The organism is Streptomyces sp. NPDC059866, from assembly GCF_042731325.1.
Lineage (GTDB): Bacteria > Actinomycetota > Actinomycetes > Streptomycetales > Streptomycetaceae > Streptomyces > Streptomyces flavusporus.
Genome location: NZ_JBHWJT010000004.1, coordinates 305,156 through 322,395 on the forward strand (window position 1 = coordinate 305,156; position 17,240 = coordinate 322,395).

At 71.4% G+C, this 17,240-nt stretch carries 18 protein-coding genes; 12 read left to right on the top strand and 6 right to left on the bottom strand.

Going from position 1 to position 17,240, the window contains the following annotated elements:
• Positions 1-14 precede the first annotated feature (14 nt).
• The 3 genes from ACFV7R_RS07825 (at position 15) to ACFV7R_RS07835 (ending at position 2,371) form a co-directional block, all read left to right on the top strand.
• Positions 15-917 carry a ribokinase gene (locus ACFV7R_RS07825; protein ID WP_385261119.1) on the top strand — a complete coding sequence of 301 codons (903 nt, stop codon included), beginning with the start codon at positions 15-17 and terminating at the stop codon, positions 915-917.
• Positions 914-1,303 carry a D-ribose pyranase gene (rbsD, locus tag ACFV7R_RS07830; RefSeq protein WP_385261121.1) on the top strand — a complete coding sequence of 130 codons (390 nt, stop codon included), beginning with the start codon at positions 914-916 and terminating at the stop codon, positions 1,301-1,303. The genes ACFV7R_RS07825 and rbsD overlap by 4 nt, the downstream gene beginning before the upstream one ends.
• A gap of 90 nt (positions 1,304-1,393) precedes the next feature.
• Positions 1,394-2,371 (top strand): helix-turn-helix domain-containing protein, encoded by a 978-nt coding sequence (locus ACFV7R_RS07835; protein ID WP_385261124.1) that lies wholly within the window; start codon positions 1,394-1,396, stop codon positions 2,369-2,371.
• A gap of 198 nt (positions 2,372-2,569) precedes the next feature.
• Here the strand turns inward: ACFV7R_RS07835 and ACFV7R_RS07840 are convergent, their stop codons facing one another.
• Positions 2,570-3,010: a GNAT family N-acetyltransferase gene (locus ACFV7R_RS07840; RefSeq protein ID WP_385261127.1), complete on the bottom strand. Its 441-nt coding sequence runs from the start codon at positions 3,008-3,010 to the stop codon at positions 2,570-2,572.
• A 65-nt stretch (positions 3,011-3,075) separates the two neighbouring features.
• Here ACFV7R_RS07840 and ACFV7R_RS07845 point away from each other — a divergent pair, with 65 nt between their 5' ends.
• The gene (locus ACFV7R_RS07845) at positions 3,076-3,669 is read left to right on the top strand and encodes a DinB family protein (RefSeq protein ID WP_385261130.1); all 594 of its coding nucleotides are present in this window, start codon (positions 3,076-3,078) and stop codon (positions 3,667-3,669) included.
• Positions 3,670-3,727: 58 nt separating this feature from the next.
• Here ACFV7R_RS07845 and ACFV7R_RS07850 read toward each other — a convergent pair whose 3' ends face one another.
• From ACFV7R_RS07850 to ACFV7R_RS07860, 3 genes are read right to left on the bottom strand one after another with little or no spacing between them, the layout of a single operon-like run.
• On the bottom strand, positions 3,728-4,525 hold the full coding sequence (locus ACFV7R_RS07850) for a sugar phosphate isomerase/epimerase family protein (RefSeq protein WP_385261412.1): 798 nt from the start codon (positions 4,523-4,525) through the stop codon (positions 3,728-3,730).
• A gap of 32 nt (positions 4,526-4,557) precedes the next feature.
• The gene (locus ACFV7R_RS07855; protein WP_385261132.1) at positions 4,558-5,712 is read right to left on the bottom strand and encodes a dihydrodipicolinate synthase family protein; all 1,155 of its coding nucleotides are present in this window, start codon (positions 5,710-5,712) and stop codon (positions 4,558-4,560) included.
• A complete protein-coding gene (locus ACFV7R_RS07860; RefSeq protein WP_385261134.1) occupies positions 5,709-6,860 on the bottom strand; it encodes a Gfo/Idh/MocA family protein in 1,152 nt (383 codons plus the stop codon). The genes ACFV7R_RS07855 and ACFV7R_RS07860 overlap by 4 nt, the downstream gene beginning before the upstream one ends.
• A 307-nt stretch (positions 6,861-7,167) precedes the next feature.
• Between ACFV7R_RS07860 and ACFV7R_RS07865 the strand changes: the two genes are divergently transcribed.
• Positions 7,168-8,214 carry a LacI family DNA-binding transcriptional regulator gene (locus tag ACFV7R_RS07865; RefSeq protein ID WP_385261137.1) on the top strand — a complete coding sequence of 349 codons (1,047 nt, stop codon included), beginning with the start codon at positions 7,168-7,170 and terminating at the stop codon, positions 8,212-8,214.
• A gap of 147 nt (positions 8,215-8,361) precedes the next feature.
• On the opposite strand, the gene ACFV7R_RS07870 is transcribed toward ACFV7R_RS07865, so the two are convergent.
• Positions 8,362-9,210: an NAD(P)H-binding protein gene (locus ACFV7R_RS07870; protein WP_385261140.1), complete on the bottom strand. Its 849-nt coding sequence runs from the start codon at positions 9,208-9,210 to the stop codon at positions 8,362-8,364.
• A gap of 132 nt (positions 9,211-9,342) precedes the next feature.
• On the opposite strand from ACFV7R_RS07870, the gene ACFV7R_RS07875 reads away from it, so the two are divergent.
• The 7 genes from ACFV7R_RS07875 to ACFV7R_RS07905 all read left to right on the top strand — a co-directional run bounded on the left by ACFV7R_RS07875 (position 9,343) and on the right by ACFV7R_RS07905 (position 15,735).
• Positions 9,343-9,747: a winged helix-turn-helix transcriptional regulator gene (locus tag ACFV7R_RS07875; protein WP_385261142.1), complete on the top strand. Its 405-nt coding sequence runs from the start codon at positions 9,343-9,345 to the stop codon at positions 9,745-9,747.
• A gap of 74 nt (positions 9,748-9,821) precedes the next feature.
• The gene (locus ACFV7R_RS07880; protein ID WP_385261144.1) at positions 9,822-10,247 is read left to right on the top strand and encodes a nuclear transport factor 2 family protein; all 426 of its coding nucleotides are present in this window, start codon (positions 9,822-9,824) and stop codon (positions 10,245-10,247) included.
• A gap of 95 nt (positions 10,248-10,342) precedes the next feature.
• Complete coding sequence (locus tag ACFV7R_RS07885; protein ID WP_385261146.1) at positions 10,343-10,942, top strand: dihydrofolate reductase family protein; 600 nt, start codon at positions 10,343-10,345, stop codon at positions 10,940-10,942.
• Between the two features lie 77 nt (positions 10,943-11,019).
• Complete coding sequence (locus ACFV7R_RS07890) at positions 11,020-11,970, top strand: GNAT family N-acetyltransferase (RefSeq protein WP_385261148.1); 951 nt, start codon at positions 11,020-11,022, stop codon at positions 11,968-11,970.
• A 31-nt stretch (positions 11,971-12,001) separates the two neighbouring features.
• A complete protein-coding gene (locus ACFV7R_RS07895) occupies positions 12,002-12,802 on the top strand; it encodes a sugar phosphate isomerase/epimerase family protein (RefSeq protein WP_385261151.1) in 801 nt (266 codons plus the stop codon).
• Positions 12,803-13,138: 336 nt separating this feature from the next.
• Positions 13,139-14,968, top strand: coding sequence for a glycoside hydrolase family 3 protein (locus ACFV7R_RS07900; protein WP_385261154.1), 1,830 nt, complete (start codon positions 13,139-13,141; stop codon positions 14,966-14,968).
• Positions 14,969-15,099: 131 nt separating this feature from the next.
• Entirely contained in the window at positions 15,100-15,735 is a 636-nt protein-coding gene (locus ACFV7R_RS07905) for a hypothetical protein (protein WP_385261157.1), read from the top strand.
• Between the two features lie 35 nt (positions 15,736-15,770).
• Here ACFV7R_RS07905 and ACFV7R_RS07910 read toward each other — a convergent pair whose 3' ends face one another.
• Positions 15,771-17,189 (bottom strand): S28 family serine protease, encoded by a 1,419-nt coding sequence (locus ACFV7R_RS07910; RefSeq protein ID WP_385261160.1) that lies wholly within the window; start codon positions 17,187-17,189, stop codon positions 15,771-15,773.
• Positions 17,190-17,240 lie beyond the last annotated feature (51 nt).

Below are 17,240 nucleotides of genomic sequence, written 5' to 3' on the forward strand. Positions count from 1 at the left end.
AGGGGAGACATGTGATGTACGACTACGACCTGCTGGTCGTGGGGTCGGCCAACGCCGACCTGGTGATCGGGGTCGAGCGGCGGCCGGCGGCCGGCGAGACGGTGCTCGGCTCCGACCTCGCCGTCCACCCGGGCGGCAAGGGCGCGAACCAGGCGGTCGCGGCCGCCCGTCTCGGTGCCCGTACGGCCCTGCTGGCCCGGGTCGGCGACGACGCCCACGGCCGGCTGCTGCTCGACTCGCAGCGGGCGGCCGGCGTCGACACGGTGGGCGTCCTGGTGGGCGGCGCGCCGACCGGCGTCGCGCTGATCACCGTGGACCCGTCCGGCGACAACAGCATCGTGGTGTCGCCCGGCGCCAACGGGAAGCTCACGCCTGCGGACGTGCGGGCGGCGGGCAGCCTCTTCCACACCTCGCGGGTGGTGTCGGCGCAGCTGGAGATCCCGCTGGAGACGGTCGTGGAGACGGTACGGAGTCTGGGGCCCGGCAGCCGGTTCGTGCTGAACCCCTCCCCGCCGCGGCCGCTGCCGCAGGAGGTGCTGGCGGCCTGCGATCCGCTGATCCTGAACGAGCACGAGGCGAAGGTGATCCTGGGCGACGCCCTGGTCGGCGACGACCCCGCGGACTGGGCGCGGATCCTGCTGGCGCGCGGCCCGCGTTCGGTGGTCGTGACGCTGGGGGCGGAGGGGTCGCTGGTGGCCTCCGCCGAGGGCGTGACGCGGGTGCCGTCCATGAAGGTGGACGCCGTGGACACCACCGGCGCCGGCGACGCCTTCACCGCGGCGCTGGCCTGGAAGCTGGGCGCGGGCGCGTCCCTCGCCGAGGCGGCGGCGTACGCGGCCCGCGTCGGGGCGGCGGCCGTCACGAAGCAGGGCGCACAGGAGTCCTTCCCCACCGCGGCGGAGGTCGCGGCGCTGTGAAGAAGGCCGGAATCCTGAACCGTCATCTCTCCGGCGCACTGGCCGAACTGGGCCACGGCGACGGGGTACTGGTGTGCGACGCCGGTATGCCGATACCCGGCGGGCCGCGCGTCGTCGACCTGGCCTTCCGGGCCGGAGTCCCGTCCTTCGCCGAGGTCCTCGACGGCCTGCTGGCCGAGCTGGTGATCGAGGGCGCGACGGCCGCGACCGAGGTGCGGGAAGCCAACCCGGCGGCATCAGCGCTGCTGGACGGCCACTTCCCCGAGCTGACGCTGGTCTCCCACGAGAAGCTCAAGGAGCTGTCGGCGGGCGCACGGCTGGTCGTACGGACCGGGGAGGCCCGGCCGTACGCGAATGTGCTGCTGCGGTGCGGGGTGTTCTTCTGACGCCCACGGCTGCTTCGGTCCGGGAAGGCTGCACCGTCCCTTCGAATTCTCTCCGGGTTCATTCCGGCCCCGCCTCCCTACCCTGTTCTCATGCTGGTGCAGGAGTTCCGGACCGAGGTCGTGCCGGCCAGCGAGCGGTGGGACCTGTGGCAGGACGTGGCGGGGCGGACCCACCTGCCCAACCTGCTGCGCAGTGAGCGGGAGGACGACTTCCTCGCGACGATGCGGGTGCTGCCGCTCGGCGACGTACAGATCGCCGAACTGCGCTTCCCGCAGCTGGAGACGGTGCGCACGGCGCGGGTCATCCGGCGGTCCGACCCGGAGGTCTTCCAGGTCAACTGTCAGTTCAGGGGCGAGGGGTGCGCCGCGCAGGACGGACGTGAGAGCACGTTCCGCAGAGGTGACCTCGTCCTCGTCGACAGCAGCCTGCCGTACGAGGCACGGCTCACCGGGATGTCCGCGCCCCTGTCGTGCGTGATCGTCACGCTCCCCCACGCTCTGCTGCCGCTGCCGCCGAGGACGATCCGGCGGGTGCTGGCCGAGCCGGTCCCGCTCGACCACGGCATGGGCGGAGCCCTGTACCGCTGGCTGGCCGATGTCGCCACCCGCGCCGACGAGTTCACACCGGCCGACGCCCCCGCGCTGGCGTCGGTGACCACGGACCTGCTCGCCACTGCGCTCGGCCGCTGCCTGGACGCCGAGAACGCGATGACCCCGGAGTCGCGCCGGCGTGCCCTGCATGTCCGCATCCGGGACTTCATCGACCAGAATCTCGGCGATCCGTCCCTGTCCCCCGCCGACGTCGCAGCCGCCCACGGCATCTCGGTGCGCCACCTCCACCAACTGTTCGCCGAGGAGGGCGCGACACCGGCGGCCTGGATCCGGCACCGCCGCCTGGAACGCTGCCGCCGCGATCTCACCGACCCGCGCCTGCACGGCCGTCCCATCCAGGCCGTGGCCGCCCGCTGGGGCTTCGGCGACCCCGCGACCTTCAGCCGGCTCTTCCGCCGCGCCTACGGGACGACGCCGAGGGACTACCGGCACCACGACCATCGCCGGCCCGCATGACGATATGCAGGAATTATCAAGATCCGTGCACGCGCGGCCAAGGATTCGAGGTCCGTACCTTGTCATCCTTGCGCTTGTGCACAGATGAACGGCGTGCACGGCGGGGAAGCACCGGGGGGACCGGCGTGCGGTACCGATGTCGTCGTAGTCGGCGTCGACGGTCGGCACCGCACGCCGGGCTGCTGCCGACCATGACCATCAGTCCAGCCTGCGCACCATGAACACGTCCACCGGATCCTCGGTCTCGGCCGTGAACCCGTGCCGCTCGTACAGCTGTTGGGCCCGACTGCCCTGCAGCACGTTCAACCGGACGAGGACACCACGGCGGTCACACCGCTCCAGCAGCTCGCGCAGCACACCCGAACCGATACCGCTGCCCTGAAGATGCGGGGCCAGGTAGAAGTGCTCCAGCCAGTGGGCGTCCTCGGCCGGTCGCAGCGCCACGCAGCCGGCGAACGCACCGCCCACCTCGATCACCCAGGTGTGGGCCGGGTCGAATCCGTCCCGCAGCCGCTGCCGCACCCGCTGCTCGTCGTACCGCCCGAGCCGTTCCAGATCCGCCCGCAGCACCACGGCACGCAACTCGGCCACCGCCTCGACGTCCGCCACCGACGCCTGCCGAACATCCCAGTCCGCCATGATCACCACGCTACCGGGCAGGCAAAGGCAGTGGACAGAGATCGCGCGAGCGGCAGACTGGCCCCATGACCGCATCGGATCCCAAGGCAGACCTCCACTTCTACCTGCAGTCCGCCCGCGATGCCGTGCTCTGGAAGCTCGAAGGACTCTCGGAGTACGACATCCGCCGCCCGCGGACGCCGACCGGCACGAACCTGCTGGGCCTGGTGAAACACGTGGCCACCATGGAACTGGGCTACCTCGGCGACACCTTCGGACGGCCGTCCGGCGAGCCACTGCCCTGGCTCGAGGACGCTGCCGAGTCCAACGGGGACATGTGGGCCACCGCCGACGAGTCACGCGAGTACATCGTGCAGCTCTACCGCCGGGCGTGGGCGCACGCGGACGCAACGATCGACGCGCTGCCGCTGGACACGGTCGGCAAGGTGCCGTGGTGGCCGGCCGACAGAAACGAAGTGACGTTGCACCATGCCGTGGTGCGCGTGATCGCCGACACGCACCGGCACGCCGGGCAGGCCGACATCGTCCGGGAACTCATGGACGGTGCCGTCGGGATGAACAAGGGCAACGACAGCATGCCGTCGGGCGACGCGGCATGGTGGGAGAACTATCGAGGCCGACTGGAGCGCGCAGCCCAGGAAGCCGACCGGCACGAATGACGTCGGCGGCCGGCCCCGGGTGGCCCGCATTCCGCACGGACGGGCCACCCGGTAATCCCTACGCGGTGTGCTCCACGAACCGCCGGGCCGTCTCCGCCAGCACCTCCCGTCCGTCCCGGGCCCACAGCTCCTCGTTGAACAGCTCGACCTCGATGGGACCGGTGTACCCGGCCGCCTCGACGTAGCTCTTCCACTCCCGCATGTCGATCGCCCCGTCGCCGATCTGACCGCGGCCGTTGAGGACGCCCTCCGGCAAGGGGGTCGTCCAGTCGGCGAGTTGGAAGGTGTGGATACGGCCGCCGGTGCCCGCACGGGCGATCTGCGCGGGAGCGGTGTCGTCCCACCAGATGTGGTACGTGTCCACCGTGACCCCGACCTGGTGCGCGGGGAAGCGTTCCGCGAGGTCCAGGGCCTGGGCGAGGGTGGAGACGACGCAGCGGTCGGCGGCGAACATCGGGTGCAGCGGCTCGATGGCCAGGCGTACGCCGTGGGACTCGGCGTACGGGCCCAGCTCCGCCAGCGCGTCCGCGATGCGCTCCCGCGCACCGTGCAGGTCCTTGGAGCCGGGTGGCAGGCCGCCCGAGACCAGGACCAGCGTGTCCGTGCCCAGCGTCGCCGCCTCGTCGATGGCGCGGCGGTTGTCGGCCAGGGCGTGAGCACGCGCGTCCGGGTCGATCGCGGTGAAGAAGCCGCCGCGGCACAACGTCGTCACCGTCAGGCCCGCGTCCCGGACCAGTTTCGCCGTCGCCTCCACGCCGTACGACTGGACGGGTTCGCGCCACAGGCCCACGCCGGGGACCTCCAACGCGACGCATGCCTCGACCAGTTCCGGCATCGACAGCTGCTTCACCGTCATCTGGTTGATGGAGAAGCGGGAGAGGTCACTGGTCACTGGGTCACCCCGTACAGTGCGAGCAGGTTCTTCATCCGGTCCTCCGCCAGCTTCGGGTCCGGGAACAGGCCCAGTCTGTCGGCGAGTTCGTAGGCGCGGGCGAAGTGCGGGAGGGAGCGGGCCGACTGCAGGCCGCCGACCATCGTGAAGTGGGACTGGTGGCCGGCCAGCCAGGCCAGGAAGACCACGCCGGTCTTGTAGAAGCGGGTCGGGGCCCGGAAGAGGTGGCGGGACAACTCGACGGTGGGGTCGAGGAGTTCACGGAAGCCCTTGACGTCCCCGGTGTCCAGGACCCGTACCGCCTCGGACGCCAGCGGGCCCAGCGGGTCGAAGATGCCGAGCAGGGCGTGGCTGAAGCCCTGCTCGTCGCCCGCGATCAGCTCGGGGTAGTTGAAGTCGTCGCCCGTGTAGCAGCGGACGCCGTCCGGGAGGCGGCGGCGCAGGTCGATCTCCCGCTGGGCGTCCAGGAGGGAGATCTTCACGCCGTCGACCTTGTCGGGGTGGGCGGCGATGACCTCCAGGAACGTCGAAGTCGCCGCGTCGAGGTCGCCCGACCCCCAGTAGCCCTCCAGCGCCGGGTCGAACATCGGGCCCAGCCAGTGCAGGATCACCGGCTCGGCGCACTGGCGCAGGAGGTGGCCGTAGACCTCCAGGTAGTCCTCGGAGCCCCGGGCCGCCGCCGCGAGTGCCCGGGACGCCATGAGGATGGCCTGCGCGCCCGACTCCTCGACGAGCGCGAGCTGCTCCTCGTAGGCCGCCCGGACCTGGGTGAGGGATGCCGGGCCGGTGATCTGGTCGGTGCCGACGCCGCAGGCGATACGTCCGCCCACGCCACGGGCCTCCGCCGCCGACCGGCGGATCAGCTCCGCCGCGCCCGCCCAGTCCAGGCCCATCCCCCGCTGGGCGGTGTCCATCGCCTCGGCGACGCCGAGCCCGTGGGACCACAGGTGGCGGCGGAAGGCGAGGGTGGCGTCCCAGTCGACGGCGGCCGGTGAGTCGGGGGTGACGTCGGCGAAGGGGTCGGCGACCACGTGGGCCGCGGAGAAGACCGTGCGGGAGGAGAAACCCGCGCCGGGAGTGAGCGCGAGGGGTTCGGTGCGGGGCTCGTAGGTCCGCAACTCGCCGGAGGTGTCAGGGAGTCGGATGGTCACAGCGCGATCTCCGGTACGTCGATACGGCGGCCCTCGGCCGTGGACTTGAGGCCCAGCTCGGCGAGCTGGACGCCACGGGCGCCGGCGAGCAGGTCCCAGTGGTAGGGGGCGTCGGCGTAGACGTGCTTGAGGAACAGCTCCCACTGGGCCTTGAAGCCGTTGTCGAACTCGGCGTTGTCCGGCACCTCCTGCCACTGGTCGCGGAAGGAGTAGGTGGCCGGGATGTCCGGGTTCCAGACCGGCTTGGGGGTGGCGCTGCGGTGCTGGACGCGGCAGTTGCGCAGGCCGGCGACCGCCGAGCCTTCCGTGCCGTCCACCTGGAACTCGACCAGCTCGTCGCGGTTGACGCGCACGGCCCACGACGAGTTGATCTGGGCGATCGCGCCGCCCTCCAGCTCGAAGATGCCGTAGGCGGCGTCGTCGGCGGTGGCGTCGTAGGGCTTGCCGTTCTCGTCCCAGCGCTGCGGGATGTGGGTGGCGGTCAGGGCCTGGACGGAGCGCACCCGGCCGAACAGTTCGTGCAGGAGGTACTCCCAGTGCGGGAACATGTCGACGACGATGCCGCCGCCGTCCTCGGCGCGGTAGTTCCAGGAGGGGCGCTGGGCGGGCTGCCAGTCGCCCTCGAAGACCCAGTAGCCGAACTCGCCGCGCACGGACAGGATCCGGCCGAAGAAGCCGCCGTCGATGAGCCGCTTGAGCTTCAGCAGGCCCGGGAGGAAGAGCTTGTCCTGGACGACGCCGTGCTTGATGCCCTTCCCGGCCGCCAGGCGGGCCAGTTCCAGGGCCCCCTCGAGTCCGGTGGCCGTGGGCTTCTCGGTGTAGATGTGCTTTCCGGCCGCGATCGCCTTCTTGAGGGCCTCCTCGCGGGCCGAGGTGACCTGGGCGTCGAAGTAGATGTCCACGGTGTCGTCGGCGAGGACCGCGTCCACGTCCGTGGAGAGGTGTTCCAGGCCGTGCCGCTCGGCGAGTGCCTTGAGGGCGTGCTCGCGGCGGCCGACGAGGATCGGTTCCGGCCACAGCACGGTGCCGTCGCCGAGGTCGAGGCCGCCCTGTTCGCGGAGGGCCAGGATGGAGCGGACGAGGTGCTGGCGGTAGCCCATGCGCCCGGTCACACCGTTCATGGCGATACGCACCGTCTTGCGTGTCACGTCGTTCCCTTCGTGGGCGTCTGGTCCGCCCCGTTGAGCGTCTGGATTCCCTGGATTCACTGATGCCACCGGTGCTACTGGTAAGCCGTACAGCAAGCGCTTTCTATCCCATGAGAAGCTAGCCTCTGACCAGCGGTTGAGACAAGGCCGTGACCGTCTCGAGTTGTTCGAGGGGGCGAACAAGCGGGGTTCCGGGCCTTATGGTCTGCACGAAACCGTGGCCCGTGCACTGCACGTGTATGACGACGTACGACCACCGCATGTGTATGACGACGTACGACAAGACGCGCGACCGGAGGACGACGAGATGACGGTGACCCTGGCGGACGTGGCGGCCCGCGCACAGGTCTCGCCCGCGACGGTGTCGCGCGTGCTGAACGGGAACTACCCGGTGGCCACCTCCACCCGGGAGCGGGTGCTCAAGGCGGTCGACGAGCTGGACTACGTGCTCAACGGCCCCGCCAGCGCGCTCGCCGCCGCGACCTCCGACCTGGTCGGGATCCTGGTCAACGACATCGCCGACCCCTTCTTCGGGATCATGGCGAGCGCGATCCAGTCCGAGATCGGCGGACCGGGCGGGCGCGCGGGCGGTGAGCGGCTGGCCGTCGTCTGCAACACGGGCGGCTCCCCGGAACGCGAGCTGACCTACCTCACCCTGCTCCAGCGGCAGCGGGCCGCGGCGGTCGTCCTGACCGGCGGCGCGATCGAGGACGCCTCGCACATGGCGGCGGTCTCCGCGAAGCTGCGGAAACTGACGGACGCCGGGACGCGGGTGGTGCTGTGCGGCCGGCCGCCGGCGCCGGACACGTCCGCGGTCGCGCTGACCTTCGACAACCGGGGAGGGGGCCGGCAGCTGACCGAGCACCTGATCGGCCTCGGCCACCGGCGGCTCGGCTACATCGCGGGCCCGGAGGAGCGCACCACCACCCGCCACCGCCTGGAGGGGCATCGGGCGGCGCTGGAGGCGGCGGGGATCCAGGAGGACCCGCGCTGGACGGTCCACGGCCGCTACGACCGCCGGTCCGGCCACGAGGCCACCCTGGAGCTGCTGCGCCGGGACCCGTCCCTGACGGCCGTCGTCGCCGCGAACGACTCCGTCGCGCTGGGGGCGTGCGCGGCGCTGCGGGAGTCGGGGCTGCGGATCCCGGCGGACGTCTCGGTGGCCGGCTTCGACGACCTGCCGTTCAGCATCGACGCGGTGCCTTCACTGACGACGGTACGGCTGCCGCTCGCGCAGGCGGGGGCGCGGGCCGGGCGGATCGCCATGGGGCGGGAGGAGCCGCCGCCCGGGGGGATCGCGACGGTGCGGGGGGAGTTGATGGTGCGAGGATCTTCGGGGGTGCCGCGGGAGTGAGGCGTGCCGCCCCGGGGAAGGGGCGGCTTTCCAGCCGGGTCACCTCGATGGTGCAGGAGGAAGGCGAGGGACGGGTCTGCGACTTTCCCCGTGCCTTCTCCGACAGAAGCCGGCGACGGGCGGACTCGGCCGGCTGAAGGGCAACGCCTATCGGAAGGCGGCGACGTGGCGCCGCGCCCAGTCCGCGAACGTGCCGGGCGTACGACCGAGGACCCGCTCGACGTCGGGGCTGATCCGCTGCTCGGCGGGCGTGGGCTCACCCAGGATGCTCAGCGTGGTCTCGACCACCGGTTCGGGCATGAACCGCAGCATCTGGGCCCTGGCCTCGTCGCGGGTCTGCTCGACGAAGCGGACGGGTTCGCCGAGCGCGTCCCCGAGAGCCTCGGCCTGCTGCCGGGGCGTGATGAGGGCGGGCCCGGTCAACTCGTAGGCCTGCCCCGCATGTCGGCCTCCATCGCGCAGTGCCGCCGTGGCGACCTCGGCGATGTCGTCCGGGTCGATGACGGGCAGCCCGACATCACCGAACGGCGCGGCGACGGTCCGCCGGGTACGGACCGACTCGGCCCAGGCGTAGGTGTTGGAGGCGAAGCCGCCGGGCCGCAGGACGGTCCACTCCAGCCCTGACTGCCGTACCGCGTCCTCGATGGTCCGGGCGACTTCCCCGTGCGAGGCCGATCCGGGCCGGGTCGCGACCCCTTGGGAGGACAGCAGTACGATCCGCCGCACTCCGCCCGCCTTGGCGGCGTCCACGAGGTCCCGGGGGCTGAGCAGGTGCGCGCTGGGGCCGCCGTTCTGCAGGAACAATGCGTCGGCGCCGTCGAGGACCGGCCGCAGGCTCTCCGCGTCGACGAGATCCGCCGGTCGCCGCAGCACCGCCTGAGGCAGATCCGCGTCGGCGATCCTGCGCGAGGTCGCGGTCACCGGCTCGCCGGCCGCGGCCAGGATCCGTACGAGCGAACGTCCCACATTGCCGGTCGCACCCGTCACTACGATCATGTCCAACTCCCGTGTTTGGCAGCGCATTTGAATCTGCTGAAAGGGCCCCGGAGGCCGACTCTCCGGGCGATGGAAGGACGCTAACACCGTCGGTATAGTAGGTACCTATAGGAAAGTGGCTACCCCAGGGGGATGCGCATGGCGCCCGACACGACGACCTGGACGCCGGCCGGGGCCACCGAACCGGAACTCGCCTGCCCGATCAGTCCGGTCGTGGACATCGTCTTCAGCCGCTGGACCACACCGATCCTGTGGACGCTCCACACCCACGGCCGGCAGCGCTTCGTCGAACTGGAGCGGCGCATCGCGAAGATCACGCCCAAGGTGCTGACGCAGCGGTTGCGGCAACTGGAGCGCGACGGCCTGATCGTGCGCACGTACCACCCGGAGGTCCCCCCTCGGGTCGAGTACGAGATCAGCGAACTCGGCCGCAGCCTCGCCCCGCTCTTCGCGCACCTGGCCGAATGGGCCGCCGAGAACCTGGAGAGGGTCGAACAGGCCCGGCACGACTACGACACAGAACCGGCTGCCCGCTAGCGCGTCTGCGTGGGGTTCGGTTCGGGGGTCGCGTCCTTGACCTCAAGTCCACTTGACGTACGACCCTCTCCCCCATGACCGATCACCACAGCCCCATGGACATCCACACCCTCGTCCACCGCTACTTCCGCGCCCTCGACGTCCGCGACTTCTCCCCGGGCTGGATGCGCCCCTTCGTCACGCCGGACGTACGTCTGGAGGCGCCCGTCGGTGTCGAGGAGGGCATCGAGGCCGCCACGCGGCTCACGGAGGAGGCGCTCGGGCGCTTCGCGCGAACCCAGCACATGGCTTCCGGGCTCCTCGTCGACGTCGACGGCGAGCGGGGCACCGCCTCTTGGAACGCCCTGATGACCCATGTGTACGACGACGACACGCTGTTCACCGTCGGCGGTCGCTGCGAGGCCGACCTGCACCGCACTCCGGACGGCTGGCGGTTCAGCCGGCTTGCGGTGCGGCCGGTGTGGACTCAGGGTCCCCCGCCGGTCGTACCTCAGCGGTAATACTCCGTCCACCGCACGATGATTTCCGGGCGGTGCGGCAGTCATCAGTGCTGTCATTGCCGCAACCGGCCCGGACAACTCAAGGAGTGAGCCCCATGCGCATCGTGGTCACCGAGTTCATCAGCATCGACGGAGTCGTGCAGGCGCCCGGCGGGTCCGAGGAGGACACCGACGGGGGCTTCGCCCACGGCGGTTGGTCGCATCCGTACTTCGACCCGGAGGTGCTCGGCCCGTTCTTCGACGGGGGGCTGAGCAGGGCCGAGGCGCTGCTGTTCGGGCGGCGTACATGGCAGACGATGGCCGCGGCGTGGCCCGAGCGGGCGGGCGACGACCCGTTCGCCGACCAGATGAACTCCCTCAAGAAGTACGTCGTTTCCAGCACCCTCACCGACGCCGACCTGACCTGGAACAACTCCACCCTCGTCCCCGGCGGCGAGGCCGTGGCCCGGATCCGGGAGCTGCGCGCGACCGAGGGCGGCGACCTGGCGATGATGGGCAGCCCCACGCTGGTCCGGACGCTGCTGAGCGAGGGGCTGGTGGACGAGCTCCAGCTGATCGTGATGCCGGTGCTGCTCGGCGGCGGCAAGTCGATCTTCCCGGAGGACGGCGGGAAGCGGCCGTTCGAGCTGGTCTCCACGGTCACCGGGAAGACGGGCGTGAACGTGTGCGTCTACCGGCCGGCCGCCGAGGGGTAGCCGCGAGGGGCTCGGGAGTCCTACGCTCGACCCGACGGTATCTCTGACTGAGTCAACGATCCGGAGGGTCGGCGATCATGACCGTCCAGGACATCCGCGCCTTCAACCGCTTCTACACCAACGTCATCGGCGCCCTCGACTACGGCCGCCACCTCTACGCCCCGTACACCCTCACCGAGGCCCGCGTCCTGTACGAGCTCGCGCACTCCGCGGGCACGGACGCCGCCGATCTGCGCGCCGAACTCCATCTGGACGCGGGGTACCTGAGCCGCATCCTGAACCGGTTCGAGAAGGACGGGCTGATCGAGCGCGGACCGTCGGAGCGGGATCCGCGGCGCCGCCGTATCACCCTCACCGCGCCCGGCCGGGAGGCGGCCGGTCTGCTCGACGAGCGGGCGCGGGAGACGGTCGGGGCGCTGCTGGCCACGGTGCCGCCGGAGGACCGGCCGCGGCTCGTGGAGGCGATGCGGACGGTCCGTACGATCCTGGGCGGCGGCCGGGCAGCGCGCCCCGAGGCCCCCGAGGCCCCCGAAGACGTCGTGCTGCGCGAACCCGGCCCGGGCGACCTCGGCTGGATCGTGCAGCGCAACGGCGCGCTGTACGCCGCCGAGTTCGGCTGGAACACCGACTACGAGGGCCTGGTGGCGAGGATCGTCGCCGACTTCGCCGAGGACCACGATCCGCACCTGGAGCGGGCGTGGATCGCCGAGCTGGCCGGGCGGCCGGTGGGGTGCGTGATGTGCGTACGGGACGAGGCGCCCGGCACCGCCCGGCTGCGGCTTCTGCTCGTCGAGCCGGACGCGCGCGGCCTCGGCATCGGGGACCGGCTCGTCACGGCGGTCGTGGACTTCGCCCGCGGTGTCGGCTACCGCGACCTGGTGCTGTGGACGAACGACGTCCTGACCGCCGCCCGGGGCATCTACCAGCGCCACGGCTTCGTCCTGGCCGCCGAGAAACCGCACCGTTCCTTCGGCAAGGACCTGGTCGGCCAGGACTGGCGGCTGGATCTGCGCGCCACACCGGAGTGACGGGAACGCCGGTGTGTATGAAGCTGGGTACATGAAACTGGCGTTCTCCACCCTCGGCGTCCCCGGCCTCCCCGTACCGGAGGTGGCCCGGCTCGCGGCCGCCCACGGCTACCACGGCGTCGAGCTGCGCGCACACCCGGAGGAGCCGGTCCACGCCGGCCTCGACCTCACCGCACGGGCCGACACGGTCGCCGAGTTCAAGGCGGCCGGCGTCGAGATCCTGGGCCTCGCCGGGTACGCGCGGGCGGCCGCGCCGGGCGACGACGAGCCCGTGCTCGCCGAGATCCGCGACCTCCTCGACCTGGCCCGCGATCTGGGTGCCCCGTACATCCGGGTCTTCCCCGGAGGCGGCCCGGACCAGGAGCCCGCCGGGGCGGACGCGACCGCCGCACGCCGTCTGGGCACGGCCGCCGAGTACGCCGCCGACGCCGGCGTCCGCATCCTCCTCGAGACCCACGACTCGCACCGCACCGCCGCCGACGCGATCCGCGTCCTCGGCCAGGTCGGCCACCGCCAGGTCGGCGCCCTGTGGGACGTGATGCACACCTGGCTGGACGGCGAGCAGCCCTCGGAGAGCTATGCGGCGCTGTCCCCCTACCTGGGCTACGTCCAGGTCAAGGACATCGCCTCCGCCACCGACACCACCCCGCTCCCCCTCGGCGCGGGCGTCCTCCCGCTCGCCGAGTGCGTCGAGATCCTCTCCCGGCACGGCTGGGAGGGCTGGCTGTGCTGGGAGTACGAGAAGCGCTGGTACGAGGCGGCCGCCCCGCTTCCCGGCCTGCTGGACGGAGGCCGGGACCACCTCGGACGCCTCCTCAACGACTCGGCGTGACCGGCCGCTGCTCCGGAGGGTCTCTGCGGCGGAGTGCCCAAGTTCCCTGAAATCGTGCGGAATGGGAACCCGCCCCGTACCGCCGTCGTCCAAGGGCCAGGCTGCCGGATGAGTCTCCTCGGTGCGGTGTCGGCCTCGCTGCTGGCTGCGAACGCTGACCACCCTCTCCGCCGTACCGCGGCCGGCGCCCCGCCGCCATCGGCGCGCCCCCCTCCCATGCGCCGGTGGCGGCCCCTCGCCCCTTCCCTGTGCGTCCCCTTGACCGGCAGAAACTTCCCGGATATTGGTGGCACTTTGGAAGTTTCCTTCAGCGGACCTCCTCCGGAAGGAGCGCACGTGCACCACACCAGCACGGGAAGCACGGGAAACACCGCGATCCCCTCCAGACGCACCGTCCTCGCCGCCACCGCGGGCGCGGCCGCGGCCCTCACGGTCGGCCCCGTCGCCCACGCCCGCGACGACGACCGCCCGCTGCGCCGCCTCATCTCCCGTATGACGTTGGAGGAGAAGGTCGGCCAGCTCTTCGTCTCCCGGGTCTACGGCCACTCGGCGACCGCCCCCGACCAGGCCGACATCGACGCCAACCTCAGGGAGTTCGGCGTGCGGACGGCCGCCGAGCTGATCGCCAAGTACCGTCTGGGCGGCGTCATCTACTTCGTGTGGGCGCACAACACCCGCGACCCGCACCAGATCGCCGACCTCTCCAACGGCATCCAGCGGGCGTCCCTCGCACTGCCGCGTGGGCTGCCCGCACTCGTCTCCACCGACCAGGAGCACGGCATCGTCGCCCGTGTGGGCAAGCCGGCCACTCTGTTCCCGGGCGCGATGGCGATGGGCGCCGGCGGCTCCCGCTCCGACGCCCGTACGCTCGGCCGGATCGCGGGCGAGGAACTGCGCGCGATGGGCATCCAGCAGGACTACACGCCGGTCGCCGACGTGAACGTCAATCCCGCCAACCCGGTCATCGGTGTGCGCTCCTTCGGTGCGGACCCGGCCGCGGTGGCCGGTCTCGTCGCCGCCGAGGTCGCCGGATACCAGCGCTCGAAGGTCGCGGCGACCGCCAAGCACTTCCCCGGGCACGGCGACACCGAGGTCGACAGCCACTACGGCTTCCCCACCATCAAGCACACCCGGGAACAGTGGGAGACGCTCGATGCTCCGCCCTTCCGCGCGGCGATCGAGGCCGGCATCGACTCCATCATGACCGCGCACATCCTGGTGCCCGCGCTGGACGACTCCGGCGACCCGGCCACCCTCTCACGCCCCATCCTCACCGGCATCCTGCGCGAGCAGCTCGGCTACGACGGTGTCGTGGTCACCGACGCCCTCGACATGGCGGGCGTACGGACGAAGTACGGCGACGACCGGGTGCCGGTGCTGGCGCTGAAGGCGGGCGTGGACCTGCTGCTCAACGCGCCCAAGCTGGACGTCGCCTGGAACGCGGTCCTGGGGGCCGTGCAGGACGGCGAGCTGACCGAGGAGCGGCTCGACGAGTCGATCCTGCGGGTGCTGCGGCTGAAGGCGAAGCTGGGGCTGTTCGACGATCCGTACGTCAGCGCGCGCGAGGTCGACCGCACGGTGGGCACGAAGGCGCATCTGGCGGCGGCCGACCGGATCGCCGAGCGGACGACGACCCTGCTCGTCAACGAGGGGCGGCTGCTGCCGCTGTCCCGGCGCGAGCATCCCCGGCTGCTCGTCGTCGGCGCCGACCCGGCCTCGCCGTCGGGCACCACGGGCCCGCCCACCGGTGTGCTCGCGGGCGCCCTGACCGAGCTGGGCTTTACGGCAACCGCCCTGTCGACCGGCATCAATCCGTCGGCGACGGCCATCGACCAGGCCGTGACGGCGGCCGGGGATGCGGACGCCGTGGTGGTCGGGACATACAACGTCACGGCGAGCAGCGCGCAGAAGACGCTGGTCGAGCGGCTGCTGGCGACCGGGAAGCCGGTGGTCGCGGTGGCGGTCCGCAATCCGTACGACGTGGCCCGACTCCCCGGTGTGCGCGCCTACCTGGCCGCGTACTCCTGGACGGACGTGGAGCTGCGGGCGGCCGCCCGGGTGATCGCCGGGCGGGTGGAGCCGCGCGGGAAGCTGCCGGTGCCGGTGCAGCGGGCCGACGATCCGGCGCAGGTGCTGTATCCCATCGGACACGGGCTGACGTACTAGCCGTCAATTGGACGTAGGGCGCGGTACGCCGCACACCCGACGCACCACCCCCAACGTGCGCAAAGCACCCTGCTTGTCTGGCGTGGGCCCGCCGCGGCGGGTCACGCTGGACGGGGGTGGGGGGAATGACCATGCGTGGGAGAAGTGCGGTGGGGGCTGCTCTGCCGGTCCTGCTGGCGGCCGTACTGATGGGCTGTCAGGCGTCCGCGAACGGGGGGGCCGAGGACGATCCGCCGGGCACTGGGGGGACGGCGTCGGCCTCGGCGATGCGGCCCTCCGGGTTCGGGGCGGTGTTCCTCGCGGTGGACGAGTGCAGTTCCTTCGGTACGAGCAGCTTCACCGAGGTCTCCTGCACCAGTGAGCGGGCGGCGGCGCGGGTCGTGGCGCGGCACGACGGCAGGGTGAGCGAGGGGCCGCCGTGCCCGGCGACCACGGACTTCGTGCTGCACATCAGCGAACAGCGCCCCTCGCACGACGAGGACGGCGACGGCGCGATCCCGCAGGGCTACGCCTGTATGCGCAAACTCCAGCCGCCGCACCCCGGCGACCCCGGCGGCGGGGGCGGCCCCCGCACCATCGTCGGCGACTGTGTCTACGACTCCGGCGGCGGCCAGGTCCGGGAGACCGCGTGCAACGGCAGGGGCAAGCAGCAGCCGGAGTACAAGGTGACCGAGGCCGTCACCACCCGCGCCGACTGCCCGGCGTCGACGGCCCTTTACGTCGAACTGGGCGGCGAGAACCCGGTGGGCTGTGCCCGCCCGCTGTAGTCGACGGGCGGGCACAGCACCGGGGTTGCACGGGGTTACGGACGCAGGGTCCGCTCCGCGCCGCGCTTGTCCAGCTTCGCGTCGTACTTGGCCAGCGGCTTGGCCGCCGCCGGGTCCGACTGGACGGTGGCGGACGCGACACCCGCCCACTTCAGGATCTTTGCCGTGGCGAGCGCCTTCTCGTCGGCGACGAGGCCGGCCACGTTGGCGCCGTGGTTGGCGCCGGGGGCGGTGAAGACGTACGAGTCACGCGCGCCCTTGCCGAGGCGGAACGGCTCGGCACCCCACGGGTCGTTCTCGCCGTAGACGAAGAGCATCTGGTGCGCGTTGTGGCGGACCCAGCTGTCCACGTCCCGCATCACACCCGGCTGGAAGCGCATCTCGATGTCCCGCGGCACGAAGTAGCGCGGCGGCAGGTAGCCGTAGCGGATGTACTTCTTCTCGATGTGCGGGAACCCGATCGTCGGCGCGCCCAGCTGGGTACCCGCCTGGTAGTAGTACGGCGTGTACGGCTCCAGGCCCTGGTCCGTGTAGAAGGAGAACCCGGCGATCGTGTCGATCGAGGTCCAGATCTCCTCGTCGGTGGCGTTCTTGGCGTCCGCGGGGATCGTGTCGCAGTCGGACAGCAGGCTGTACTGCCAGAAGCCCCACACGTAGTCGAGCACCGTGGCCTCGTAGGCCTTGTCGAGGCTGCCGACGGTGTTGAAGGTGTAGCCGTTCTCGGCCGCGTACGCCGCGTACTTCTGCTCCATCGGCTCCCGGCGCACGAGCGCCTCGCGCTGGACGCCGTTCAGCCGGTCGCGGCACTCCTCGGTGCCGACGCCCGCGAAGAACTCGTCGTACGCCGAGTCCTCCTTGTTCACGACGTCGTTGGGGGCGACGTAGGCGACGACGCCGTCCATGTCGCGCGGGTAGAAGCGCTCGTAGTACGTGGCGGTCATGCCGCCCTTCGAACCGCCGGTAGAAATCCACTTCTTGTCGTAGATCGGCTTGAGCGCCTTGAAGATGCGGTGCTGGTCGCTGGCGGCCTGCCAGATGTCCAGCTTCGTCCAGTCGGCCGGGCTGGGCCGGGACGGGGTGAAGAAGCGGTACTCCATGGAGACCTGGTTGCCGTCCACGATCTGCGTCGGCTCGCGGCGGCTGGGGTTCGTGGAGACGTTGTAGCCGCCGGTGTAGAAGACCGTCGGACGGGAGACGTCCTTGTGCAGCACGGTGATCCGCTGCTCGAACGTGCCCTTGGAGGGCCTGCGGTGGTCGATCGGCTGAGTGTAGTTGAGGACGAAGAAGCGGTAGCCGGTGTACGGCTTCTCCTCGACCAGCCGCATCCCCGGTATGGAGAGCAGCCGGTCCTTGATATCCGTGGCCTCCGGCTGAGCGGCGGTGGCCGCCCCCGCCGTGCTCAACGTGCCTATGAGCACGGTGAGCGCGAGCAGCCATCTGAGCGCCTTGCGCATGCACCCTCCCTGTGAGAACAGATGTGCGCCGGAAGCTATCGGAGCAACTCC